Below are 20,086 nucleotides of genomic sequence, written 5' to 3'. Positions count from 1 at the left end.
CGTAATCTAAATTAGATTTACGCTTCTTTTAATATATTTATAAAACAGGTACATCAACCTAAAAGGATAAAATGCTCCAGAGTACTTCGTCCTAAGTAAATCTTCTCCGAAATATCATCCAGTAACTTCCAAATCCGACAATAAATAAGATACCAACCAAACTTGGGATAAAATAATTTTTAAAGGAAGGGGCAGCTTCCTTCACCTGCTTTGAAGGGAGTAATGCTTGTTCCGCTTGTGTCTTGGATTTCTTATTTGCCGCTGCAATTTTATTCTTATCAGAAGGTACGGTATTGATTTGAGTTATTTGGCTTAATACTGGAATATTTTGAGGAGAAGAAACTTTTAATTGAGTATCGGCAAAGACATTCGTTCCTAATAGAAAAAACAACAGTGATGTGATAAGAGAAATCTTATTAAACATCATTTTCAACTCCGATATATTATTATCTTCTTGTTGTTCATTCTATCACCGAATCCTGAGTCTAATATCAAATTGAAGTCATTGTTCACAAAGCTTTCGAAATTACACCTGAATTAAAATATCGTTTTCATTGAATGTAATCCAGGAAGTACAGTTGATTGGCAACTTGAATCACCTAAAAGCGAACTTGATATAAATCAATTTCTTTGAAAGTGAATGGTGATAAACTAAATAATAATAAATGATCCATAGAAAAAGGAGGACAAGCTTATGTTTGAAATAGTTGATAAAAAGGCTGTCATGGATATCAGGGAACGAATTGCAAAGGGAGAACATCCACGACGGGAAATATTAAACTTTGTTAAAGCTGCTCCAATAGGAACCATATTTGAAATTCATCTGCCACATCGTGGGGAACCGCTGATTGCCAGCTTACAATCGTTCGGAATGAATGTGATTGTCAATGAACTTGAACCTATGCATTTTAGGTTAATGGCAATTAAGCTAGACGAAATTAACTAATACCTGATAATACCCTGAGTTTATCCAGCTCTAGAATCTGTATTTGGCGGCGCCCGTTCATGCTGATCCATTTTTTTGACATGAACGACAGCAGTTTCCTGCTAATCGATTCTGGAGTTGTTCCAATATAACTGGCTAAATCCTTTTTCGTGATAGGCAGGTCAAAGGTTCCTTCTTTGGCGTTCAGCTTGTCGTGAAACAAGATAAGAGCTCTTGCCAGCCGTTGTTCCACTTCCATTAGACTAAGGAAACCAACCGATTCATCTGCTTCATATAGGCGGTCATTGACAGCAAGTAAGAAACGATAGGCTAATCCAGCGTTCTTCTCCATGGTGATAAGGAAGTCCTTTTTTTCCATATAACAAACCGTTGAGGAACTGACCGCTACCGCATTCATATAGTGTTTTTCATTCCTTAATAATGAGAATAAACCAAAGAAATCCCCAGGAAACAGCAATCGAACAATTTGTTCTTTTCCTTCTGGGGATATTTTTGTTAACTTGATCAATCCTTCGTTCACAACGAACAGCATCTCTGACCGTTCGCCTTCTTGAAAAATAAATTCGTCCTTAACCAGCTGCTTGCTTCTAGTTACCTTTTGCAGCTGTTGAAGATCAGTTTCGTTCATGCCGTTAAAAACCGGTACCGATGCTAGACATGAAGAGTCATGAGTGCAACGTTGGTCACAACACATCTTGAGGTCCCTCCTTGAGCTTACTAATTATTTATAGTATCTGTTTTTATCAATGTTTGTAGTGATTTACATCAAATCTGTTTTTCTTGATATAAATCAATGTGAATGAGAATCATTCGCATTATAATAAAAGAAAAAAGAAGGGGGATCGATTCAATTGAGTATCATGGAATTGGCATTAAACGAGGTTGCCTGCTCCGGCTGTATTGGCAAGATTAAAAGAGAGATGCAAAGAACCAATGGGGTTAAAAAAGTGAAGATCATACCTGGTAGTGGGAAGATTCAAATCAACTTTAATGAAAGTCTTATTCACTCTGAAGAAATAAACCGAAACCTTTATAAGATAACACTAAGACAATTTGATTAAAAATTGCTCAGCGAGAGCAGTTTTTTTTTTGAAAGAAATACCTTTATTAAGAATATATTGTTCTTTATAATGGTGTTACGGGGTATTACGGCCTTTATAAAAGAACGGGGTTGACAGTTCTAACATAATTTTCTCTTCTCGATAAATAATAAATAAAAAAGGGAGGAATTATGTTGGAGCGTAATCTAGATAGTAAATTTGAAGAAACCTTTCTACCAATGACCTCAATAGGCAGTGGAGTTGGGATTGCAGTTTTACCGGATATCTTTTGTTATACAGACCAAATCGTCAACCTTGTTCTTGTTGGCAAACCAAATGAGACGGAGGACTTTGTGTTAGTTGACACAGGCATGCCTAAGTCAGCAGATGAAATAAAGGAAATGGTGGAAGAACGTTTTGGGGAGGGAGCGATTCCAAAGGCAATCGTGTTAACGCACGGACATTTTGACCATGTCGGCTCAGTCGCTGAATTATTGGAGGAATGGAAGATTCCTGTTTATGCTCATGAGCTTGAGATTCCTTATCTAACAGGGCAAAAAGACTATCCACCGGGTGATCCCAATGTTGATAGTGGCCTTGTTGCAAAAATGTCGCCGCTGTTTCCGAACCATGGGATTGATATAAGTGCCTATGTTCAAGTACTTCCTCCGGATGGAACAGTTCCCTATCTGCCTGATTGGAAATGGGTACATACACCGGGACATACACCAGGACATATCTCCTTATTTCGTGAACAAGACCAAGTATTAATTGTCGGAGATGCATTTGTAACGGTAAAACAAGAATCTCTTTATAAAGTAATGACTCAATCCCAAGAGATTAGCGGTCCTCCCAAATATTACACAACTGATTGGAATGCAGCTTTTGAATCGGTGAAAAAATTAGAGGCACTTAAGCCCAATGTTGCCGTGACTGGACACGGTCTTCCGATGAGCGGCGAGGAGTTAACTAAAAACCTAACATATTTGGTTGAGCATTTTAACGAAATCGGCCGGCCAGACAGTGGTAAATATGTAAATTAATCATCTTGAATACACATGGGCTGTTTCTCAAAGCAGCTCTTTAATATCGAGTATGTGTTCGTTTTTAAGAACGAATGAAAGTAACTAGATGTATCAGCATAAGGATAACTAGACATAATGGAAACAAATTAAACATTTGAGGTGAAGGTATGAGACTTTGTTTCTTCCTGCTAATTGCAGGGCTGTTGGATGCTGTTTTGACCCATTTGGGAGTTGCCGCTGGCATGGTCGAAGAAGGAAATCCGATGATGAAACTTGTCATTGAAAAAAGCTGGTCTTTTTTTTACATAATTAAAATTTTTCTTCCCCTGTTTTTGCTCGGTTTGTTTTACCTGCGCCCATTAAAAGGATGGATACGCACCCTTTTGGTTTCCACCTGTGTCCTTTACCTCTCTGTCCTGGTTTATCATATGGTTTGGATTGCCCTCTATTTTAATTCTGCATCATAATGATAAAATATACTCCATCCCAACTAGACACACCAGGGTTATTAAGTTAGTATCAATACGATATGCAGTGACAAATAATAAGAAAAATGTTTTTTAAATAAAGGAGCACTTCATTATGTTAAATACCTTAAAACCTTCCTTGCAGGAAGCTTGGGAAAAGTCCGGGTTTCAACAACCGACTTCCATACAAGAATCAGCCATTCCATTAATTCTTGAAGGCAAGAATTTGATTGCAGAGTCACCGACAGGTACTGGGAAAACGCTGGCTTATTTACTTCCATTGCTGCATAAGGTGGATCCAAGTATACAATCTCTCCAAGCTGTTGTGTTAGCTTCTTCGCAGGAATTAGTGATGCAGGTCTATCAAGAATTTCAAAAATGGTCTGAAGGAAGCGGAATCCGCGGCACATCTATTATTGGCGGAGCCAATATGAAAAGGCAGCTTGAAAAATTAAAAAAACGCCCACAAGTAATTTTTGCCACTCCAGGCCGATTACTAGAATTAATCAAACAAAAAAAGGTGAAAATGCACGAAGTAAAACTAGTCGTTCTCGATGAGGGTGATCAATTACTGATTCATGAGCATATTAATACGGTCCAAAATATTGTTAAAGCAACAATGAGTGACCGCCAGATTGTTTTATTTTCTGCCACGATGAAACCGGCAACAGAGAAATTGGCGAAAGAAATGACAAAGGACCCAGAGGTTCTTCGGGTAGAAAAGGATGAGGCAGCTTCGTCTGGAGAAGTGGAGCATATTTATTTTCTATGTGAACCAAGAGATAAAATCAAGCTCCTCGAAAAAATCACGCGCTTAGAAAAGAGTAAATCGCTGGCCTTTATTAATGATATCGGTGAAATCGAAGTATTCAAGGAAAAATTACATTTTAAAGAGTTATCAATCGGAATTTTGCATAGCGATATGAAAAAGTTAGAACGACAAGCAGCCTTAAAGTCTTTCCGTGATGGAAAAATGAACATGCTGATTGCGACAGATGTGGCGGCGCGAGGCCTTGATATCCAAGGGGTTACCCACGTGGTTAATATCGATTCACCAAAGGATATAACTCAATATGTACACAGAGCGGGTAGAACAGGAAGAATGGGCGCGAACGGAATTGTTATCTCGCTAGTTACCGATAGGGAAGAACGCGAATTGAAACAGTACTGCCGTGAATTAAACGTACCGGTCCATAAACGAGTCTTTTACAAAGGTCTAATTGCGGAAGAAGGCCAACGGGACCAAAAACTACGGAAATAAGGCTAGTGTCATCCAAGACTCAATTTTAATATGGAAGAATGGACCATTTCGCACAACGAAATGGTCTTTTTGATTTTGTCTTTTATCTTACCGAATAGCATGTGGAATGGATGGTCCGGTAAGATAAGAGGGCTTTATCATACCGAACAGCTGGGAAAATGGATGGTCCGGTATGATAAGCGGGCTTTATCTTACCCAACAGTTGGGAAAATGGATGGTCCGGTAAGATAAGCGGGCTTTATCTTACCCAACGGTTGGGAAAATGGATGGTCCGGTAAGATAAGCGGGCTTTATCTTACCCAACAGCTGGGAAAATGGATGTTCCGGTAAGATAAGAGGGCTTTATCTTACCGAACAGCTGGGAAAATGGATGGTCCGGTAAGATAAGCGGGCTTTATCTTACCCAACAGTTGGGAAAATCGCTGAAAGGGTAAGATAAAAAGGGATTTCCACCTTACATAACTTTCTGAAAAGTTGATAATCCGGTATATTAAAGTTAAAAGGTAGTCTATCAATAACAAAGGGTGAAATGACATGGAAAATCCAAAGTTGAAAAAACTGTACGATACCTGGCTTGAAGAAACAACCATCACCCAGATTCAAGAAAAATTTGAGAAGGGTGAACTCACCTCGAAAGAGTTAGTTTTAATGTATATACATAGGATTGCGGCCTATGATGGCCGTCTCCATTCTATACTGGAAGTAAATCCTAATGCCTTGCAGATCGCCGAATCACTTGATGCCGAACGTAAGAAAAACGGTCCGCGCAGCAGGTTGCATGGGATTCCGATTTTAATAAAAGATAACATTGATACCCATGATAAAATGCATACAAGTGCTGGGTCCCTAGCGTTAAAAGATTCAATTGCCCTTCATGATTCGTTTGTGGCTGAGCAATTGCGGTCCTCTGGGGCAGTCATTCTCGGCAAAACGAATATGACCGAATGGGCGAATTTCATGGCAATTGGAATGAAGTCTGGCTATAGTTCGCGAGGGGGACAGGTGTTAAATCCTTATGGTCCAGGCAAGTTTGATGTGGGTGGGTCGAGCTCAGGCTCTGGAGCAGCGATTGCTGCCAACTTTGCCACAGTGGCTGTCGGAACCGAAACATCTGGCTCCATCTTAAACCCTGCCTGCCAGAACTCCTTGGTGGGTATCAAACCGACAGTCGGCCTGATTAGCAGGCGTGGGATTATCCCCATTGCTCATACGCAGGATACAGCAGGGCCAATGGCAAGAACCGTTGAAGATGCTGCTATTCTTCTTAACGCATTATGTGGAAGCGATGAGCGTGATCCAATCACAAAAACTAATCCATTTCTAAATTTCGATTTTACAGAGTCTCTTTTAAAAAATGGTCTTAAGGGTAAAAGAATTGGGCTGGCATGGAAAGGTTTTGTTGAGATATTGAGTGAAGAAAAACAACTCGTTATCCATACTTCTGTTGAATTTTTAAAGAAATCAGATGCTTTTGTGGTGGAAGATATTGAACTACCCTCTGCAAATGCCAATTGGAAGTACGATGTATTGACTTATGAATTTAAACCTGACCTGAATGCTTATTTAAATAACCTTCATCCTTCCATACCTGTTAGGACATTGGCAGATCTGATTGAGTTTAATCATAACCATAAAGAACAAATGCTTAAATATGGCCAGGCAGTATTAATCGAATCAGAGGAAACGAGTGGCTCCTTAACCGAGGCTGCTTATATCGAGGCATTGGAATTTGATTTATATCATTCAAAAAAGCAGGGTATTGATTTCGTCTTGGAAAAGTATAAATTAGATGCGATTGTTTTTCCAAGCGATGAAGGCTCACATATCAGTGCCAAAGCCGGCTATCCAAGTATTGCCGTACCAGCCGGTTATACAGAGGAAGGGGAGCCGGTGGGAATTACTTTTGCTGGAACTGCCTACAGTGAACCGACATTAATCGAAATCGCTTATGCTTATGAACAATTGACTAAATTTAGAAAAGCACCGATCCTCTAAAAAAGAATAAGTCGAATTATTTTCACTCATACTATCAATGTACTTCTCGAAAAAAGGAGCTGGTAGGTATGGGAAGACAGAAGCTTGGAAATCAAAATGCACAGCGAAATAATAACCGCAAAAAGCCAATGAGAGATAGTGAGGAACTAGTTGAATTTACAACTGGGGAACCTCTAAAACATAATCGTCCAAATAGTAAATAAGAATAGCGCAAGCGCCCTGATTTTTGACTGTAAATTAAGGTTAAAAACTACACAATCATATCTGATTACAAACAGCGCCTCCTAAGTTTAGTTAGGAGGCGCTTTTGTGTGACTCACTCTTCAGCAAGTAATTTTAGAGCTTTTTTAGTAGGCCCTTCAATTACATCTCCGGAGTAAGCATATCTTGAACCATGGCATGGACAATCCCAAGATTTTTCCGCATGATTCCATTCACATTCACAGCCGAGATGAGTACAGGTGGTGTCCACTATATAAATCTTGCCATTTTCATCCTTATAGGCACCAGCTCTTTTTCCTTTATACATGACAACAGACCCTTCGCCATTCTGTAAGTCATCCGTAACCTTCTCAACAATTTCCAGCTTGCCCTTAAGAAGATGTTTAGCGACATCTGCATTGGTTGTTACGATACTTTTTAAATCTGGGTCTGCATCAAAACGGGATGGTGAATAAAGCTCCTTGTATGGATTGTGTCGGTTCATTACATAATCAGTCAATAAATGTCCAGCAGAGATTCCCGTCGTCATCCCCCATTTTTTATAGCCAGTTGCGACTAAAATATTCTCTCGCGCTGCGGTAATTGGACCGATATAGGGAATTTTGTCTAATGTAACAAGATCCTGGGCAGACCAGCGGTAATCGTATCCCTTAAGACCAAATACTTCTTCCGCAAACGCCTCGAGGGCTTCATAATGTTTTAACGTGTCGATTCCCTGCCCAGGTTTGTGATTTTCTCCACCTATAATCAGTAACTTTTTCCCTTCCTCATTTAGCGGTGTATAGCGAATCGAACGGGAGGGGCTGTCTGCACTTATATACATACCACCTGGATACTCTTTATCCGTCTTTATTCCAATGGCATAGGACCGATCCGGATACATTCTTGCAAAATATAGCCCTGGTATATCATAAAATGGAAAGTGCGTAGCAATAATGACCTGTTTACATGTCACCCGGTGACCAGACTTCGTCACAACCTTTGGATTGGAATTATCATCCTCAATATCATCTGCAACGGTATCTTCATAAACATCACAGCCAGCTTTCACTGCATCATCGAGCAGGGATTTTAGGAACTTAAGTGGATGATACTGGGCTTGATTTTTCATCATTAGTGCTGCTTTTGCTGGAATATTAAAGGGGATTGTATCTTTTAATGCCCCATCAATATCTAAGCTTTTATAGGCTTCCCACTCCGTTTTAAGCTTGTCCACATACTCATCCGTTGTGGCATACATATAGGCATCTTCTTTGCTGAAATCACAATCGACCCCGTTCTCCGTGACCATTTTTTCGACAAATTGAAGGGCATTCATTTGGGATTCAAAATAGAGCCTTGTCTTTTCTTTACCAAAATGATTGATAAATTCATCATAAATAAGACCATGCTGAGCAGTTAATTTTGCAGTAGTATGGCCGGTGGTCCCATTTAGGACACTGCCTGCTTCTATAATGGCGACCTTTTTTCCTTCCTTCGATAGTAAATAAGCTGCGGTAATCCCAGTAATACCTGCACCGACGACCGCGACATCGACTGATATATCTTCGGTTAATTTCTGAAAAGTAGGTAATTCTATTTCACGCCAATACGTTTTTGGAAATTGTGGATTGATTTCAGATGAACTCATATGTACGCCTCCAGCTTAAAAAAATGACATCAGAATTAATTTTTCCTAAAATGCTAAAATAAATGTAACCTAGGAAAGATTTTCAAAAAATTAAAAAGACCCCTTCTATTAAAAAGGGTCCTTCATGATTGGTTAAGTTTTAAAAAAAGTGAAATTATGGCTTAGTTGAATAAATGAAACTCATTCTTCTTTATCAATATTTAATGGATCAATACGAGTAGCGTCTTCTGTATTTAAGGAACTTCTAAGAAAATGAAAGAACGTTCCTCCAATACAACCTAGAACTATCACAAAACCAACCGCTGTGACCCACCAAATAGCCGCCATTGTATTCCCCCTTTGTAAAGCTTAAGAGACAGATGTCTGAAGCTTTTCTAAAAATATATGCAAAAGGGGAGAGAATTTTTCCAACGAATTTCTTTTAGTCTTTTTTCTTCAGTCCAGCATAATAATCGACCTTTTTAATATTAACACCAACAAATGTTTCAATAATGGACTGTCCGCCCGCAATCGATAAAATTAAAATAATTACAAAGGTTATCCGCGGAAAGAGCAAATAAGCTCCGCCTAATAAGATGGCACTCCAAACACCAGCACACCAATAACACTTCAATAAATAACCAAACATAGAGGTTGGGACTTCCTTTGTTGCCACACCATCACTTGTTTCTACCTTTATTTTTTTTACAAAAGGCTTACGGATAAATTCAGTGATTTTATCAAAGACAATTAAATGTGTTAATCGATAACTTGCTAAAATGAGCATGATATAGGTCATCCATGAAAGTTCTTTCAATGTATATCCTCCAAAGAATTTGAGTTTATGGTAATCAAAATTTTATATCGTTCAAAACAAAATATAATTTTTGCATCCACCTAGTATATTTTGAGCCTGAAATCAAGATTATATATTCGGAGGAGGCGAAAAAATGAAAAAATCTTTTTGGTTTAGTTTTCTGTTTTTATTATCACTATTTTGTTTGCCAAGCCTGTCTATGGCCCAGCAAATTTACACGGTTCAGCCAGGTGACTCACTTTGGAAGATTGCCGTCAGGTATCAGGTGGGAATTTCTGAGATTATCGCGGCCAACAAGCAATTTACCAATCCAAATTTGATCTATCCAGGTCAAAAGGTAACCATTCCAAGTTTCGATGCAGTCAAAAGCATTGAAAACCAGGTCATTCAATTAACCAATCAAGAGCGCGCAAAAAATGGATTAAAGGCATTAACTCCTGATTGGGAACTATCAAGAGTAGCTCGTTATAAGGCCAATGACATGAGAGATAAAGGTTATTTCAGTCATACCAGTCCAACCTATGGCAGTCCATTTGACATGATGAAAAACTTTGGGATTACCTATCGTTCGGCCGCTGAAAACATTGCTGCTGGACAAACCACACCAGCATCCGTGGTACAAGCTTGGATGAATAGTTCGGGTCACCGAGCCAATATTCTAAGCACAAAATCCACCTATATCGGTGTGGGTTATGCACAAGGTGGCAAATCCAGACACTATTGGGTCCAAATGTTTATATCTAAATAAGATGAAAAGGGTCAGTTTCTAAGGCGTTTTGCTAAGAGACTGACCCTTTCTCCGTCTTAAGACTGAGATGAAAATCAAGCTAAAGCGCAATTATGAGAACCAAAGAAAAAAGGTAAGATGAAATCAAGTTAAAGAAAGGAGAAAAACAAAATGAAAAAATTTGGTTTATTGGTTGCCGGTGGAATTGCAGCGATGGTCTTGCTTTCAACGATTGGTCCAATGGTGGGGTTACTCGTTAGCTTAGTACTCCTATACTTCATATTCAAACAGTTCTTAAAAGCTAAATCTACTGGAGGTAAAATTGGCCTCGGGATTTTGGGCTTCATCGTCCTGATGGCTTCCATTCATAATGCCCCAGCTATCATTGGAGTAGTTGCAGCCTATGTGTTATATCTCGTTTATAAAAAATGGAACAAGGAAAAAGGCACAGTAGTAAAAGAAGAATCAGATCCCTTTGTTAACTTTGAAAAACAGTGGAATGAATTAAAAAATTTATAAAATCAAAAGGAGAGTATAAACATGACAAACTTATTTACAAGAATTAAAAATATCATTTCAGCGGATTTAAACGAGGCACTTGACCAAAAGGAAAAACAAAATCCAATTGCATTATTAAATCAATACCTACGCCAGTGTGAACTAGAAACAGAAAAAGTGAGAAAGTTGCTGGAACGTCAATATTCTTTGAAAGATGAATTTACCAGAGAGTATCACCAAGCATCCCAATTAGCTGAAAAACGAAAATATCAAGCTGAAATTGCTTCTACAGCTGGCGAAACTGAGCTTCACCAGTTTGCCTCAGCAGAACATCAGCAATATGCAGACCGAGCTGTCCGCTTAAGTACCTCCCTTGAACAAGTAAAGGGTCAATTAGTGGACTTAGAGAGAAAATATGAGGAAATGAAGCATAAATTGAAAGACATGCACCTAAGACGGATGGAATTAATGGGACGTGAAAATGTGACACGGGCGAACCATCAAATGAACCAAGTGCTAGATACTAATGGATACTCTGATAAATCATACTCAAAGTTTAAAGAAATCGAAAACTATCTAGATCGCTTAGAGCATCAAGTAAATAGTTCATTTTATCGAAATACAATCGATGCACGTATTGCACAATTAGAAAAAGAAATGAAATTAGAAGAAAGCAAGTCCATTTAATAGCAAATATGGTATTCTTAAAATAATTGCGGGCAAAAAGACGTAGATTCTCTGCGTCTTTTCGCCATAAATGAAAATAATGAATAACCATAGATTATAGCCAGAGGTTGAAAAAGGGAGGGTGAATCAATGTTTAAAAATACTAAAAATGATTATATTGGACGGATCGTCTTCATTGGTGTGATCATTTTAGTTATGGAGATTTTATTTTTTAACAGAGGGCTAATTTTCTCCCTTTTTATCTCTGGAGGTATGATCTATTTAGGCCGTAAACGAGCAGGAAAACGAGCAGGAAAAAAGAAGGGGAAAATACTTTTAATTGCTGGTGTTATTTTCCTTGCCATTAGTCTTTTAAACATGATGACGTTTAAGTTTTTATTAGCCGCGATTTTACTGCACTTTTTTATTCAGTTTTTAAATACAAAAAAGCATCCAAAGAAAATTACGCCTGAAATAAACAAAAACGAAGCTGCCAGGTATGAGGAAACGATAATTAGGTCGGAACCCCTATTTGAAAACATCGTCCTAGGTCAACAAAAAACCCCGCATGGAGCATATGAGTGGAATGATGTTAATATCCAGGCAGGAATGGGTGACACTGTCATTGACTTGAGTTTTACAATGCTGCCAAAAGGAGAAACGGTTATCTTTATTCGTAATCTTATTGGTAATATACAGATTCTTGTTCCCTATGATATTGATGTATGTATCCGACATTCTTCCATTATTGGTTCAACGTCTATGTTCGAATACCATGATGCTAAACTTTTCAATCGAGTTTTACACCTAAAAACGCCAGGATATGAGACAGCGGAGCATAAAGTGAAAATTTTCACCTCGCTCGTGGTTGGTAATTTAGAGGTGAGCCGGATATGAGCACAACCCAGCGTCAAATTTTCTGGAGTGTTGGCTTTACCTTTTTCCTTGCGATTATTGTGAGTGCTGTTTTTGTGTTCGTATATCCACTAGGCAGTTGGTCTGAATTGTGGAGTAAACATTTCATGAATATCCCCTTTGTTATCTTTGTCCCGGCCTTTAGTATTGCGGTTGGAATTATCGTAGGTGCGTTCTCTGGGATGTATTGGAGAAGGCAGTTCCTATCGGTTGAACATTCCTTGCATTTATTAGAGGAGGGAAAGCAGCTGGAAGTGAAAGAGAGACCGGTTATCTCGGAGATGCAGCTTATTGCGAACCGAATTGAAAAAATTGGTAAACAAATGTCTGAGCAGGCAAAGCTCTCGCAGCGGATGGCAACGGAAAAAGTGGAAGACCTCGAAGAAAGAATTCAAGAAATCATCGAGCAAGAACGGAACCGATTGGCCCGTGAACTGCATGATTCGGTTAGTCAGCAATTATTTGCGGCTTCGATGATGATGTCAGCCATCAATGAAACAAAACAACAGTCAGCAACAGAAAATGACCGCGAAGCAAAGCAATTGAAGCTTGTCGAAGAAATGATCCACCAATCACAGTTGGAAATGCGTGCTCTCCTGTTACATTTACGACCCGTTGCTTTGAAAAATAAGACGCTCCAAGAAGGAATTGAGGAGCTATTAATCGAATTATCACAAAAGGTTGAAATGGATATTAAGTGGAAAACAGAAGCTTTTCCCTTAGATAAAGGGGTGGAGGACCACCTTTTCCGAATCCTCCAAGAATCTCTCTCCAATACGTTAAGGCATTCGAAAGCGAGTTCGCTCGAGGTTCTTATGGTTAAACGGGATGACCTAGTCATCTTAAGGATTATTGATGATGGGATTGGATTTGATGTCAACGAGATGAAGGCAGGTTCCTATGGAATGCAAAATATGCATGAGCGTGCGGTGGAAGTAGGCGGGACATTAAAGGTGGTTAGTGTAAAGAATCAAGGAACAAGGCTGGAAGTAAAGGTTCCGGTGATGATTAATGGAGATGGTGCCAATGATTAGAGTAGTGTTTGTAGATGACCATGAAATGGTAAGAATCGGGGTTTCTTCTTATTTATCAGCCCAGCCAGATATTGAGGTGGTTGGAGAAGCCGCCGATGGCAAACAAGGCGTGGAACTTGCCCTCGAACTTCGCCCTGATATCATTTTAATGGATTTAGTGATGAAGGAAATGGATGGGATTGAAGCCACGAGGAGAATAATTGAACAATGGCCTGAAGCAAAAATCATCATCGTAACCAGTTTCCTCGACGATGAAAAGGTATATCCAGCGCTTGAAGCTGGAGCTACCAGTTATATGCTAAAAACCTCTAAAGCAGGGGAAATTGCCAATGCGGTCCGTGCTACTTATCATGGACAATCAGTCCTTGAACCAGAAGTTACCGGAAAAATGATGGTGAAAATGCGTCAAAAGAATACCCACCTGCCACACGAAGATCTCACCTCGCGTGAAATCGAAATATTATTATTAATGGCGGAAGGAAAAACGAATCAAGATATTGCGGACGAGTTGTATATTGCACTCAAAACCGTCAAAACCCATGTCAGCAATATTTTGAGCAAGCTTAACGTACAAGATCGAACCCAAGCTGTTATTTATGCATTTAAACATTCATTAATTAAATAAAATCCAGAAGGCCTTCCAATTTTAGGAGGGTCTTTTTTCTTTTTTATAAAATTTCAAAAAATACAATTGAAAAAGGTTCTCATTTACTGTTATGATACTATTAATGAAAATGATTATCATTATTAAATATTGGAGGATTACATATATGAAACTACTCAAGGTGTCAGGTACCATAATTTTATCTAGCAGTCTCCTATTTGGCTGTGCAAGTAATGCGGAGAAGACGTCTACTTCAGAAAAGGTTAAGGCGAAAGCACCAACCAGTCAGGCTGAACTTACTGGTGTAACGGATGAATACAGAGCATATGCGATAGGAGAAATTGAAGCCTTTGTGAAGGCGACGGACGCCTTTACGACTGCCGTTAAAAACGGAGCAATTGAGCAAGCGAAATCCCTGTATGGACCAGCGCGAATGCACTATGAGCGTGCTGAACCAATAGCAGAGGTTTTCGGTGACCTCGATCCGAAGATTGATGCCCGTGAAGGCGATGTACCGGAAGCGGAATGGGGCGGCTACCACCGTATTGAAAAAGGTCTTTGGATTGACAAAACCACTAAGGGATATGAGCAGTACGCTGAGCAGTTAATGAAAGATGTCAATCTCCTTCGTGCCAAAGTCGATACTGTGGAGGTAACACCTGAATTGTTAATAACCGGTGCAGTTGACCTTTTAAACGAGGTATCCACATCAAAAGTAACAGGCGAAGAGGATCGCTATTCTCATACAGATTTATATGATTTTGCTGCAAATGTCGAGGGAGCCGAAAAGATTTACCAACTCCTCGCTCCAGCACTAAAGAAGAAAGATGAGGCTGTGGCAAAGGAAATAGAGGCACGGTTCACTGATGTTTATAATCTACTAAACCAGCATAAAAAAGGTGAAGGCTATAAGTTGTACACAGAATTATCAGAGGGAGAGGTTAAGGGACTAAGCCAGGCAATCGATGCACTTGCAGAACCACTTTCACAAATAGGACTTGTTACGGAGGCGTCTTAATTGGAAAAGAATACAAACATCATCGATAAATCTTCAGATATCGGGAAGAAGATTTCGAGAAGGGATATCCTTAAAACCGCTGGCGTTGGTGGTGTAGGGGTAATCCTTGGTGCTTCTGGACTCGGTGGGCTGCTTTCCATAACAGAAAGCAAAGCTACGACGAAGGAAGCCCACGAAATCGTTCCCTTTTATGGAAAACAGCAAAGTGGGATTACCACGAAAACGCAAAACCATGTGTATTTTGTTTCCTTGGATGTAACTACCTCGAAAAAGGAGGATCTGGTTCAATTATTCAAGGATTGGACAAAGGCATCCGCCTTATTATCTGAAGGGAAGGCAGTTGGCGATTTATCGAGTAATGAGTTTCTCCCCCCAAAAGATACTGGGGAGGCAGCAGGGTTATCTGCTTCTAATTTAACGGTAACCTTCGGAGTGGGTCCTAGTTTGTTTGTTAAAGACAGTCAAGACAGGTTTGGATTAAAGCATAAGCAACCGTCAGAATTAGTGGACCTACCTAAATTTCCGCTTGATGCGCTGGAAGACGAATGGACGGGAGGAGACCTTTGTATTCAAGCTTGTGCCGATGATTTGCAGGTAGCCTTTCACGCAGTCAGGAATCTGATTCGAATTGCAAGAGGAAAGGCAATTCTGCGCTGGGCACAAACAGGGTTTCAACGCACAAAACAAGCTGACTCAAAAAATGAAACACCAAGAAATCTGTTTGGCTTTAAGGATGGGTCAATCAATCCTGATGTAAATGATGAGAAGGAAATGAATAAGCAGGTGTGGGTGCAACCGGGGGATGGACCGGATTGGCTTGTCAACGGAAGCTATCTTGTTGTCCGCCGAATTCAAATGTTTATTGAAGTGTGGGATCGGTCGACATTAAAAGAGCAGGAAAATACGTTTGGTCGCTACCGTGATAGTGGGGCGCCATTTGGGAAGAAAAATGAATTTGATCCACTTGACCTAAAGCATAAAAATGACAAAGGTGAATATAGCCTCCCTGTTAATTCACATACGCGCTTATCCCATGGGGATGGTTCTCAGCAAATTCTCCGCAGGGCTTATTCTTATTCTGATGGAATGGATTTAAAAACCGGAAGCTTTGATGCAGGCTTGTTATTCTTATGTTTTCAGCGTTCTCCTAGCAAACAATTTATCCCCATCCAAAATAGGCTAGCCAAAATGGATAAATTGAATGAGTATACATCCCACAAAGGAAGTGCCATCTTTGCTTGTTTACCAGGAACGAAACCAGGTGGTTTTATAGGAGAAACACTTTTTAACTAGAGTTTTTTTCTTCAAAGAGGAGAGAGATAGATGTTTCGATTTAGGAGTATAAGTAAATCCATATTAATATTAATGATCTTGTTCGTTCTTATTCAAACTGTTCATCCCGTGAAAGCAGCAGTCAATCATGATGAGCTGTTCGTTCTGATCGGAGATAGCCTAATGAAAGCTAAAGACGGGGACCCGTCCATCGTATCAATAAATATGGAACAGTTTGCAACCGAATGGGCATCGATTAAGGACGCTGATAGTAAACAGGCTAAGAAGGTGGACCAATCGCTTAAAGAGGTTCAAAGTTTACTTGCCAAAGGGAAGGTAGAAAAAGAGGATCTTTCAAAAAGTCTATCGTCTCTGTCAAGTGCGGTGGTTCTCTATGACCAAGAACAAAATCCACAAGATAAAGAAAAGGGAAAAGAACAAGTAAAACAGATGACACCACACATCGCTACATTAAAGAATTCAATTGAAGACGGGAATCAGACAGGATTGAAAGCTCAATATCAAGCCCTACTAAATCAATGGAATGCTTCTGAAAAGATCGTTCATGATGAGAGTATTACAGCCTATGGAAGTATCGAAAAATATATGGCGCTAATTCGAATCGCGATTACACAGAATCCAGTAGATTTAGATAAGGCGGAAACAAACGTCGAAAAGCTATCAAGTGAAGTGGAGAATTTTCTAGCTGGTAAGGTTTCTAACCAGATTAAAGGTGAGTATTCACTGGCGGATCTTTCTGCATTATTAACTAAGGCAGAAACACAGATTTCACAAAAAAACTATAAGAGAGCGGCTGACCAATTAGATGAAGTCTTAAACGTTTGGCCAATGGTCGAAGGAGATGTTCAGACGAGAGACAGTAAGCTGTACAGCGATTTAGAAACGAAAATACCTACAGCTATTAGTCTATTAAGCTCTGCAAAGGTCGATGGTGCAAAAGCAGAAGAAATCGTAAAAGAAATAAATTCACGTTTAGCCCCATTAATTAGTAAAACGGATTATTCTTTATGGGATGCGGCACTAATCTTGCTGCGTGAAGGGTTAGAAGGGTTATTAATCGTTGCCACATTGCTTGCCTTTTTGAAAAAGATGGGTCAGGGAGCAAAACAGAAATGGATTTGGGCCGGTGTTGGTGCAGGTATCCTCGCAAGTGCGGTCCTAGCTATTGTTATTAATATTGTATTTTCCCGGATAGTGGCTGCTTCAAGCCGTGAATATATTGAGGGAGTTACAGGAGTTGTCGCTGTGATTATGATGTTAACGGTGGGGGCTTGGCTTCATAATAAATCCAGTATTGGGAACTGGAATAAATATATCAATCAACAAATGGAGCATGCAATTGCCAGAGGGAGTCTCATTTCATTTGCTTTAATTAGTTTTCTATCAGTCTTCCGTGAAGGGGCTGAAACGATCATATTCTACACAGGGATTACCCCTTACATTAGCTTACAGCAGCTTGTTCTCGGTGTTTTACTTGCCGCTTTCATCCTAGTCATCGTTGGCTTTGCGATTATTTACTACAGTGTAAAAATACCGATTCGCTTCTTCTTTAAGGCTGCAACTATACTTATTTATTTCCTAGCCTTTAAAATTCTTGGGATTAGCATCCATGCCCTGCAGATTTCAGATGTGCTTTCAACTAGCACTGTGCACCAGCTCCCATTTATTGATTGGATTGGATTATATCCAACCTGGGAAACCACGGTTACTCAATTATTATTAATCATGGTCATTGTTTTATTAACCTGGATTGTCAAAAAAAGAACAATAACCTCAAATGTTTAAAAGGGCTGCGGGCCCTTTTTTTCGTCCTCCAAAATATATTCCTCTACTAATCAAAGAACTTGTCTCATAAGTTTATAAAAGTGAGATTAGTATGGAGGAGAAAAAATTGGGAATTTATTATAAGGGAATATTCTTTTTAGCAGCCGCTGCTTTTTTGGGGGAAGGGATTGAAGTTTTAGTAAATATGATTCTTGCTCGAGAGTTAGGACCACACGGGCTAGGACTGTATATGTCCATTTTGCCATCAATATTCTTCATTGTTTTACTAGCAAGCTTTGAGTTGCCTGTATCAATTTCAAAATTTATTGCCGAAAGGGAAGACCGTTATCACCGTAATATCCTTCATCATGCTATTACGATTACGATTGTATTTTCGGCTGTCCTTTTTTTAGCAGCAACCGTGATTATTCCGTTTATTCCTGTTTTTGATAAATATCATCCATACGTTAGATGGCTTGTTTTGATCTTAATCCCAATCATTTCCTTCACGTCCGTCGCGAGGGGATATTTTATGGGCAAGCAACAAATGGGGAAAATAGCCGTTTCTAATTTTTTAAGGAAAACCATACAACTCGGTGGATTGTTTCTCCTCTTTCGTTTGTTTGCCTTTGACACATCCGAGTCATTGTTAATCGCAATTGGTACCTTTATTGGAAGCGAGATTGTTGTGTTTCTATACTTATTCTATATGTTCATTATCCAGTTTCAGCAATTGAAGCGACAGCCATTTTCTAATATGAAACGAAAGGTAGTCCAGAAGAATTTAATGGCAGTCTCGATTCCAACCACAGGTCTTCGGTTGTTTTCAGCATTCACGGGTGCCATACAGCCCTTTATCATTAAGGCAGCGTTGGTTCGTTCTGGCATAAGTGAAACATCAGCGACAGAGCAATTTGGGCTGCTGATGGGAGTAGCCATGTCAATCGGTTTTTTTCCAGCATTTATTGCCCATTCCCTTATGGTCGTTCTAATTCCTGCTGTATCTAAGACTTACTCACAGGGTGATTATCAAAGGCTTCAAAAAATGCTTAAACAGGTGATGAAGCTCACTTTTGTATATGGGGTCGCAGCTGTAGCTATTTTTTACTTTTTTGCACCGGAGTTAACTTCACTATTTTTTAAATCAGAAACACCTGCTATATTTTTACAATTACTTTGGCCGTTTTTCTTATTCCATTTCTTTATCATGCCGATGCAAGCCTTTTTGTTTGGACTTAATCTACTTAAAGAGACATTTATTCATATCATTTGGTCGACCATCATCTCCTTTGCACTCATTGTCCTGCTTGCAGCAATGCCAGAATGGAGAATGAACGGGGTTATTATTGGAATGAATACTGGTTCGGTTTTATTAGCCCTGATGCATTATTTAACCATTTGCAAGAAAATCGGGGTAAGTATTTTTACCATGTCAGGATTAGGGCAGCCCAAGAATCAGACGAGCAGCCCAGATTTATTCGGAGGTAAATAAATGAATCCCTTCTCCTCTTAAAAAGAGCGAGAAGGTTTTTTTTTTCAACCAAGGGGTATGTAAATAGTATCTAAAAGAGTGTAGGGGTGGAATAAGGCCATTCCGTCTATTAATTATGAAATGTTATTTTTCGATCTGGAGGATAGAAAGATGAAAAATGGATGTACCTCATCATTTGAAGAAGTGGTATTAAAATATGGAAGAGCAATTTATAATTATATATTTTCCTTAGTTAAGCATAAAGAACTTGCAGAGGACATCTATCAAGAGGTATTACTCGCTGCCTATTTAGCATATCCTTCAATAAAGGAGCAAACTAAATTTAGAGGCTGGTTTTTTACGATTGCGATCAATAAATGCCGTGATTATTGGCGGAAGGAAAATAAATCAAAACAATTTTGGAAGGAAGGGGTTTATTCCTATTCAGCTTCCATCGAACCAACCGTCATTCCTGAAGAGGAAGTGTTACATAAATTTTCTGCAGAACAAATGGCTGAAAAGGTGAACCTACTACCAGAAATCTACAGATATACTATTTATCTATATTACTATCAAGAATTCTCTCTAGTGGAAATTGCAAAGAAAAGTAACCTTCCTATGTCAACCGTAAAAACAAGAATGAAGAGGGCAAAAGAAAGACTTCGACCAAAAATGCAGTCACTTGCATGATTCCCGGTAACAATACTCTTTTGA

At 39.3% G+C, this 20,086-nt stretch carries 23 protein-coding genes; 18 read left to right on the top strand and 5 right to left on the bottom strand.

Annotated elements, in window-relative coordinates:
• Window positions 1-91: 91 nt before the first annotated feature.
• Window positions 92-427 carry a hypothetical protein gene (locus V7121_RS00795; RefSeq protein ID WP_335545419.1) on the bottom strand — a complete coding sequence of 112 codons (336 nt, stop codon included), beginning with the start codon at window positions 425-427 and terminating at the stop codon, window positions 92-94.
• 267 nt (window positions 428-694) lie between these two features.
• Between V7121_RS00795 and V7121_RS00790 the strand changes: the two genes are divergently transcribed.
• Window positions 695-946 (top strand): amino acid decarboxylase, encoded by a 252-nt coding sequence (locus tag V7121_RS00790; RefSeq protein ID WP_335500524.1) that lies wholly within the window; start codon window positions 695-697, stop codon window positions 944-946.
• Here the strand turns inward: V7121_RS00790 and V7121_RS00785 are convergent.
• Complete coding sequence (locus V7121_RS00785; RefSeq protein WP_335500526.1) at window positions 939-1,640, bottom strand: Crp/Fnr family transcriptional regulator; 702 nt, start codon at window positions 1,638-1,640, stop codon at window positions 939-941. The two genes, V7121_RS00790 and V7121_RS00785, sit on opposite strands and share 8 nt — an antisense overlap.
• A 166-nt stretch (window positions 1,641-1,806) precedes the next feature.
• Between V7121_RS00785 and V7121_RS00780 the strand changes: the two genes are divergently transcribed.
• The 6 genes from V7121_RS00780 (at window position 1,807) to V7121_RS00755 (ending at window position 6,937) form a co-directional block, all read left to right on the top strand.
• On the top strand, window positions 1,807-2,007 hold the full coding sequence (locus tag V7121_RS00780) for a heavy-metal-associated domain-containing protein (RefSeq protein WP_335500610.1): 201 nt from the start codon (window positions 1,807-1,809) through the stop codon (window positions 2,005-2,007).
• A gap of 173 nt (window positions 2,008-2,180) precedes the next feature.
• On the top strand, window positions 2,181-3,029 hold the full coding sequence (locus V7121_RS00775; RefSeq protein WP_420490619.1) for an MBL fold metallo-hydrolase: 849 nt from the start codon (window positions 2,181-2,183) through the stop codon (window positions 3,027-3,029).
• Window positions 3,030-3,178: 149 nt separating this feature from the next.
• The gene (locus tag V7121_RS00770; RefSeq protein WP_335500530.1) at window positions 3,179-3,478 is read left to right on the top strand and encodes a DUF5658 family protein; all 300 of its coding nucleotides are present in this window, start codon (window positions 3,179-3,181) and stop codon (window positions 3,476-3,478) included.
• A gap of 115 nt (window positions 3,479-3,593) precedes the next feature.
• Window positions 3,594-4,739 (top strand): DEAD/DEAH box helicase, encoded by a 1,146-nt coding sequence (locus V7121_RS00765; protein WP_335545417.1) that lies wholly within the window; start codon window positions 3,594-3,596, stop codon window positions 4,737-4,739.
• A 534-nt stretch (window positions 4,740-5,273) separates the two neighbouring features.
• Window positions 5,274-6,734, top strand: a complete 1,461-nt coding sequence (locus V7121_RS00760) for an amidase family protein (protein ID WP_335545416.1) — start codon at window positions 5,274-5,276, stop codon at window positions 6,732-6,734.
• Window positions 6,735-6,802: 68 nt separating this feature from the next.
• Window positions 6,803-6,937: a hypothetical protein gene (locus V7121_RS00755; protein ID WP_278251575.1), complete on the top strand. Its 135-nt coding sequence runs from the start codon at window positions 6,803-6,805 to the stop codon at window positions 6,935-6,937.
• 113 nt (window positions 6,938-7,050) lie between these two features.
• Here V7121_RS00755 and V7121_RS00750 read toward each other — a convergent pair whose 3' ends face one another.
• The 3 genes from V7121_RS00750 to V7121_RS00740 form a co-directional block, all read right to left on the bottom strand.
• Window positions 7,051-8,586, bottom strand: coding sequence for an FAD-dependent oxidoreductase (locus tag V7121_RS00750; RefSeq protein ID WP_335500537.1), 1,536 nt, complete (start codon window positions 8,584-8,586; stop codon window positions 7,051-7,053).
• Between the two features lie 180 nt (window positions 8,587-8,766).
• Entirely contained in the window at window positions 8,767-8,913 is a 147-nt protein-coding gene (locus V7121_RS00745; RefSeq protein WP_335500539.1) for a hypothetical protein, read from the bottom strand.
• A gap of 94 nt (window positions 8,914-9,007) precedes the next feature.
• The gene (locus tag V7121_RS00740) at window positions 9,008-9,382 is read right to left on the bottom strand and encodes a DUF1360 domain-containing protein (protein ID WP_335500541.1); all 375 of its coding nucleotides are present in this window, start codon (window positions 9,380-9,382) and stop codon (window positions 9,008-9,010) included.
• A 133-nt stretch (window positions 9,383-9,515) separates the two neighbouring features.
• Here V7121_RS00740 and safA point away from each other — a divergent pair, with 133 nt between their 5' ends.
• The 11 genes from safA to V7121_RS00685 all read left to right on the top strand — a co-directional run bounded on the left by safA (window position 9,516) and on the right by V7121_RS00685 (window position 20,062).
• On the top strand, window positions 9,516-10,130 hold the full coding sequence (safA, locus tag V7121_RS00735) for a SafA/ExsA family spore coat assembly protein (RefSeq protein WP_335500543.1): 615 nt from the start codon (window positions 9,516-9,518) through the stop codon (window positions 10,128-10,130).
• Between the two features lie 150 nt (window positions 10,131-10,280).
• Window positions 10,281-10,628 (top strand): flagellar basal body rod protein, encoded by a 348-nt coding sequence (locus V7121_RS00730; protein ID WP_335500545.1) that lies wholly within the window; start codon window positions 10,281-10,283, stop codon window positions 10,626-10,628.
• A 21-nt stretch (window positions 10,629-10,649) separates the two neighbouring features.
• On the top strand, window positions 10,650-11,294 hold the full coding sequence (locus V7121_RS00725; protein ID WP_335500547.1) for a PspA/IM30 family protein: 645 nt from the start codon (window positions 10,650-10,652) through the stop codon (window positions 11,292-11,294).
• Window positions 11,295-11,423: 129 nt separating this feature from the next.
• Entirely contained in the window at window positions 11,424-12,170 is a 747-nt protein-coding gene (gene liaF / locus V7121_RS00720; RefSeq protein WP_335500550.1) for a cell wall-active antibiotics response protein LiaF, read from the top strand.
• Window positions 12,167-13,222, top strand: coding sequence for a sensor histidine kinase (locus V7121_RS00715; protein WP_335545414.1), 1,056 nt, complete (start codon window positions 12,167-12,169; stop codon window positions 13,220-13,222). Before liaF ends, V7121_RS00715 begins: the two co-directional genes overlap by 4 nt.
• The gene (locus tag V7121_RS00710; protein WP_335500553.1) at window positions 13,215-13,847 is read left to right on the top strand and encodes a response regulator transcription factor; all 633 of its coding nucleotides are present in this window, start codon (window positions 13,215-13,217) and stop codon (window positions 13,845-13,847) included. Before V7121_RS00715 ends, V7121_RS00710 begins: the two co-directional genes overlap by 8 nt.
• Window positions 13,848-13,992: 145 nt before the next feature.
• Window positions 13,993-14,844: an iron uptake system protein EfeO gene (gene efeO / locus V7121_RS00705; protein ID WP_335545412.1), complete on the top strand. Its 852-nt coding sequence runs from the start codon at window positions 13,993-13,995 to the stop codon at window positions 14,842-14,844.
• The gene (efeB, locus tag V7121_RS00700) at window positions 14,845-16,137 is read left to right on the top strand and encodes an iron uptake transporter deferrochelatase/peroxidase subunit (RefSeq protein ID WP_335500557.1); all 1,293 of its coding nucleotides are present in this window, start codon (window positions 14,845-14,847) and stop codon (window positions 16,135-16,137) included. It begins immediately after the preceding gene.
• Window positions 16,138-16,167: 30 nt separating this feature from the next.
• Window positions 16,168-17,922, top strand: coding sequence for an FTR1 family iron permease (locus V7121_RS00695; RefSeq protein ID WP_335545411.1), 1,755 nt, complete (start codon window positions 16,168-16,170; stop codon window positions 17,920-17,922).
• 106 nt (window positions 17,923-18,028) lie between these two features.
• A complete protein-coding gene (locus V7121_RS00690; protein WP_335500561.1) occupies window positions 18,029-19,393 on the top strand; it encodes a polysaccharide biosynthesis protein in 1,365 nt (454 codons plus the stop codon).
• Between the two features lie 150 nt (window positions 19,394-19,543).
• Window positions 19,544-20,062: an RNA polymerase sigma factor gene (locus V7121_RS00685; protein ID WP_335545410.1), complete on the top strand. Its 519-nt coding sequence runs from the start codon at window positions 19,544-19,546 to the stop codon at window positions 20,060-20,062.
• The last annotated feature ends 24 nt before the right edge of the window (window positions 20,063-20,086 follow it).

Origin of the sequence: Neobacillus drentensis, assembly GCF_036962125.1 — a bacterium.
In the GTDB taxonomy this organism is placed as follows: domain Bacteria; phylum Bacillota; class Bacilli; order Bacillales; family Cytobacillaceae; genus Neobacillus; species Neobacillus drentensis_B.
The sequence above is the reverse complement of the archived record's forward strand: the minus strand, read 5'-3'. Positions and strand labels throughout refer to the sequence as shown.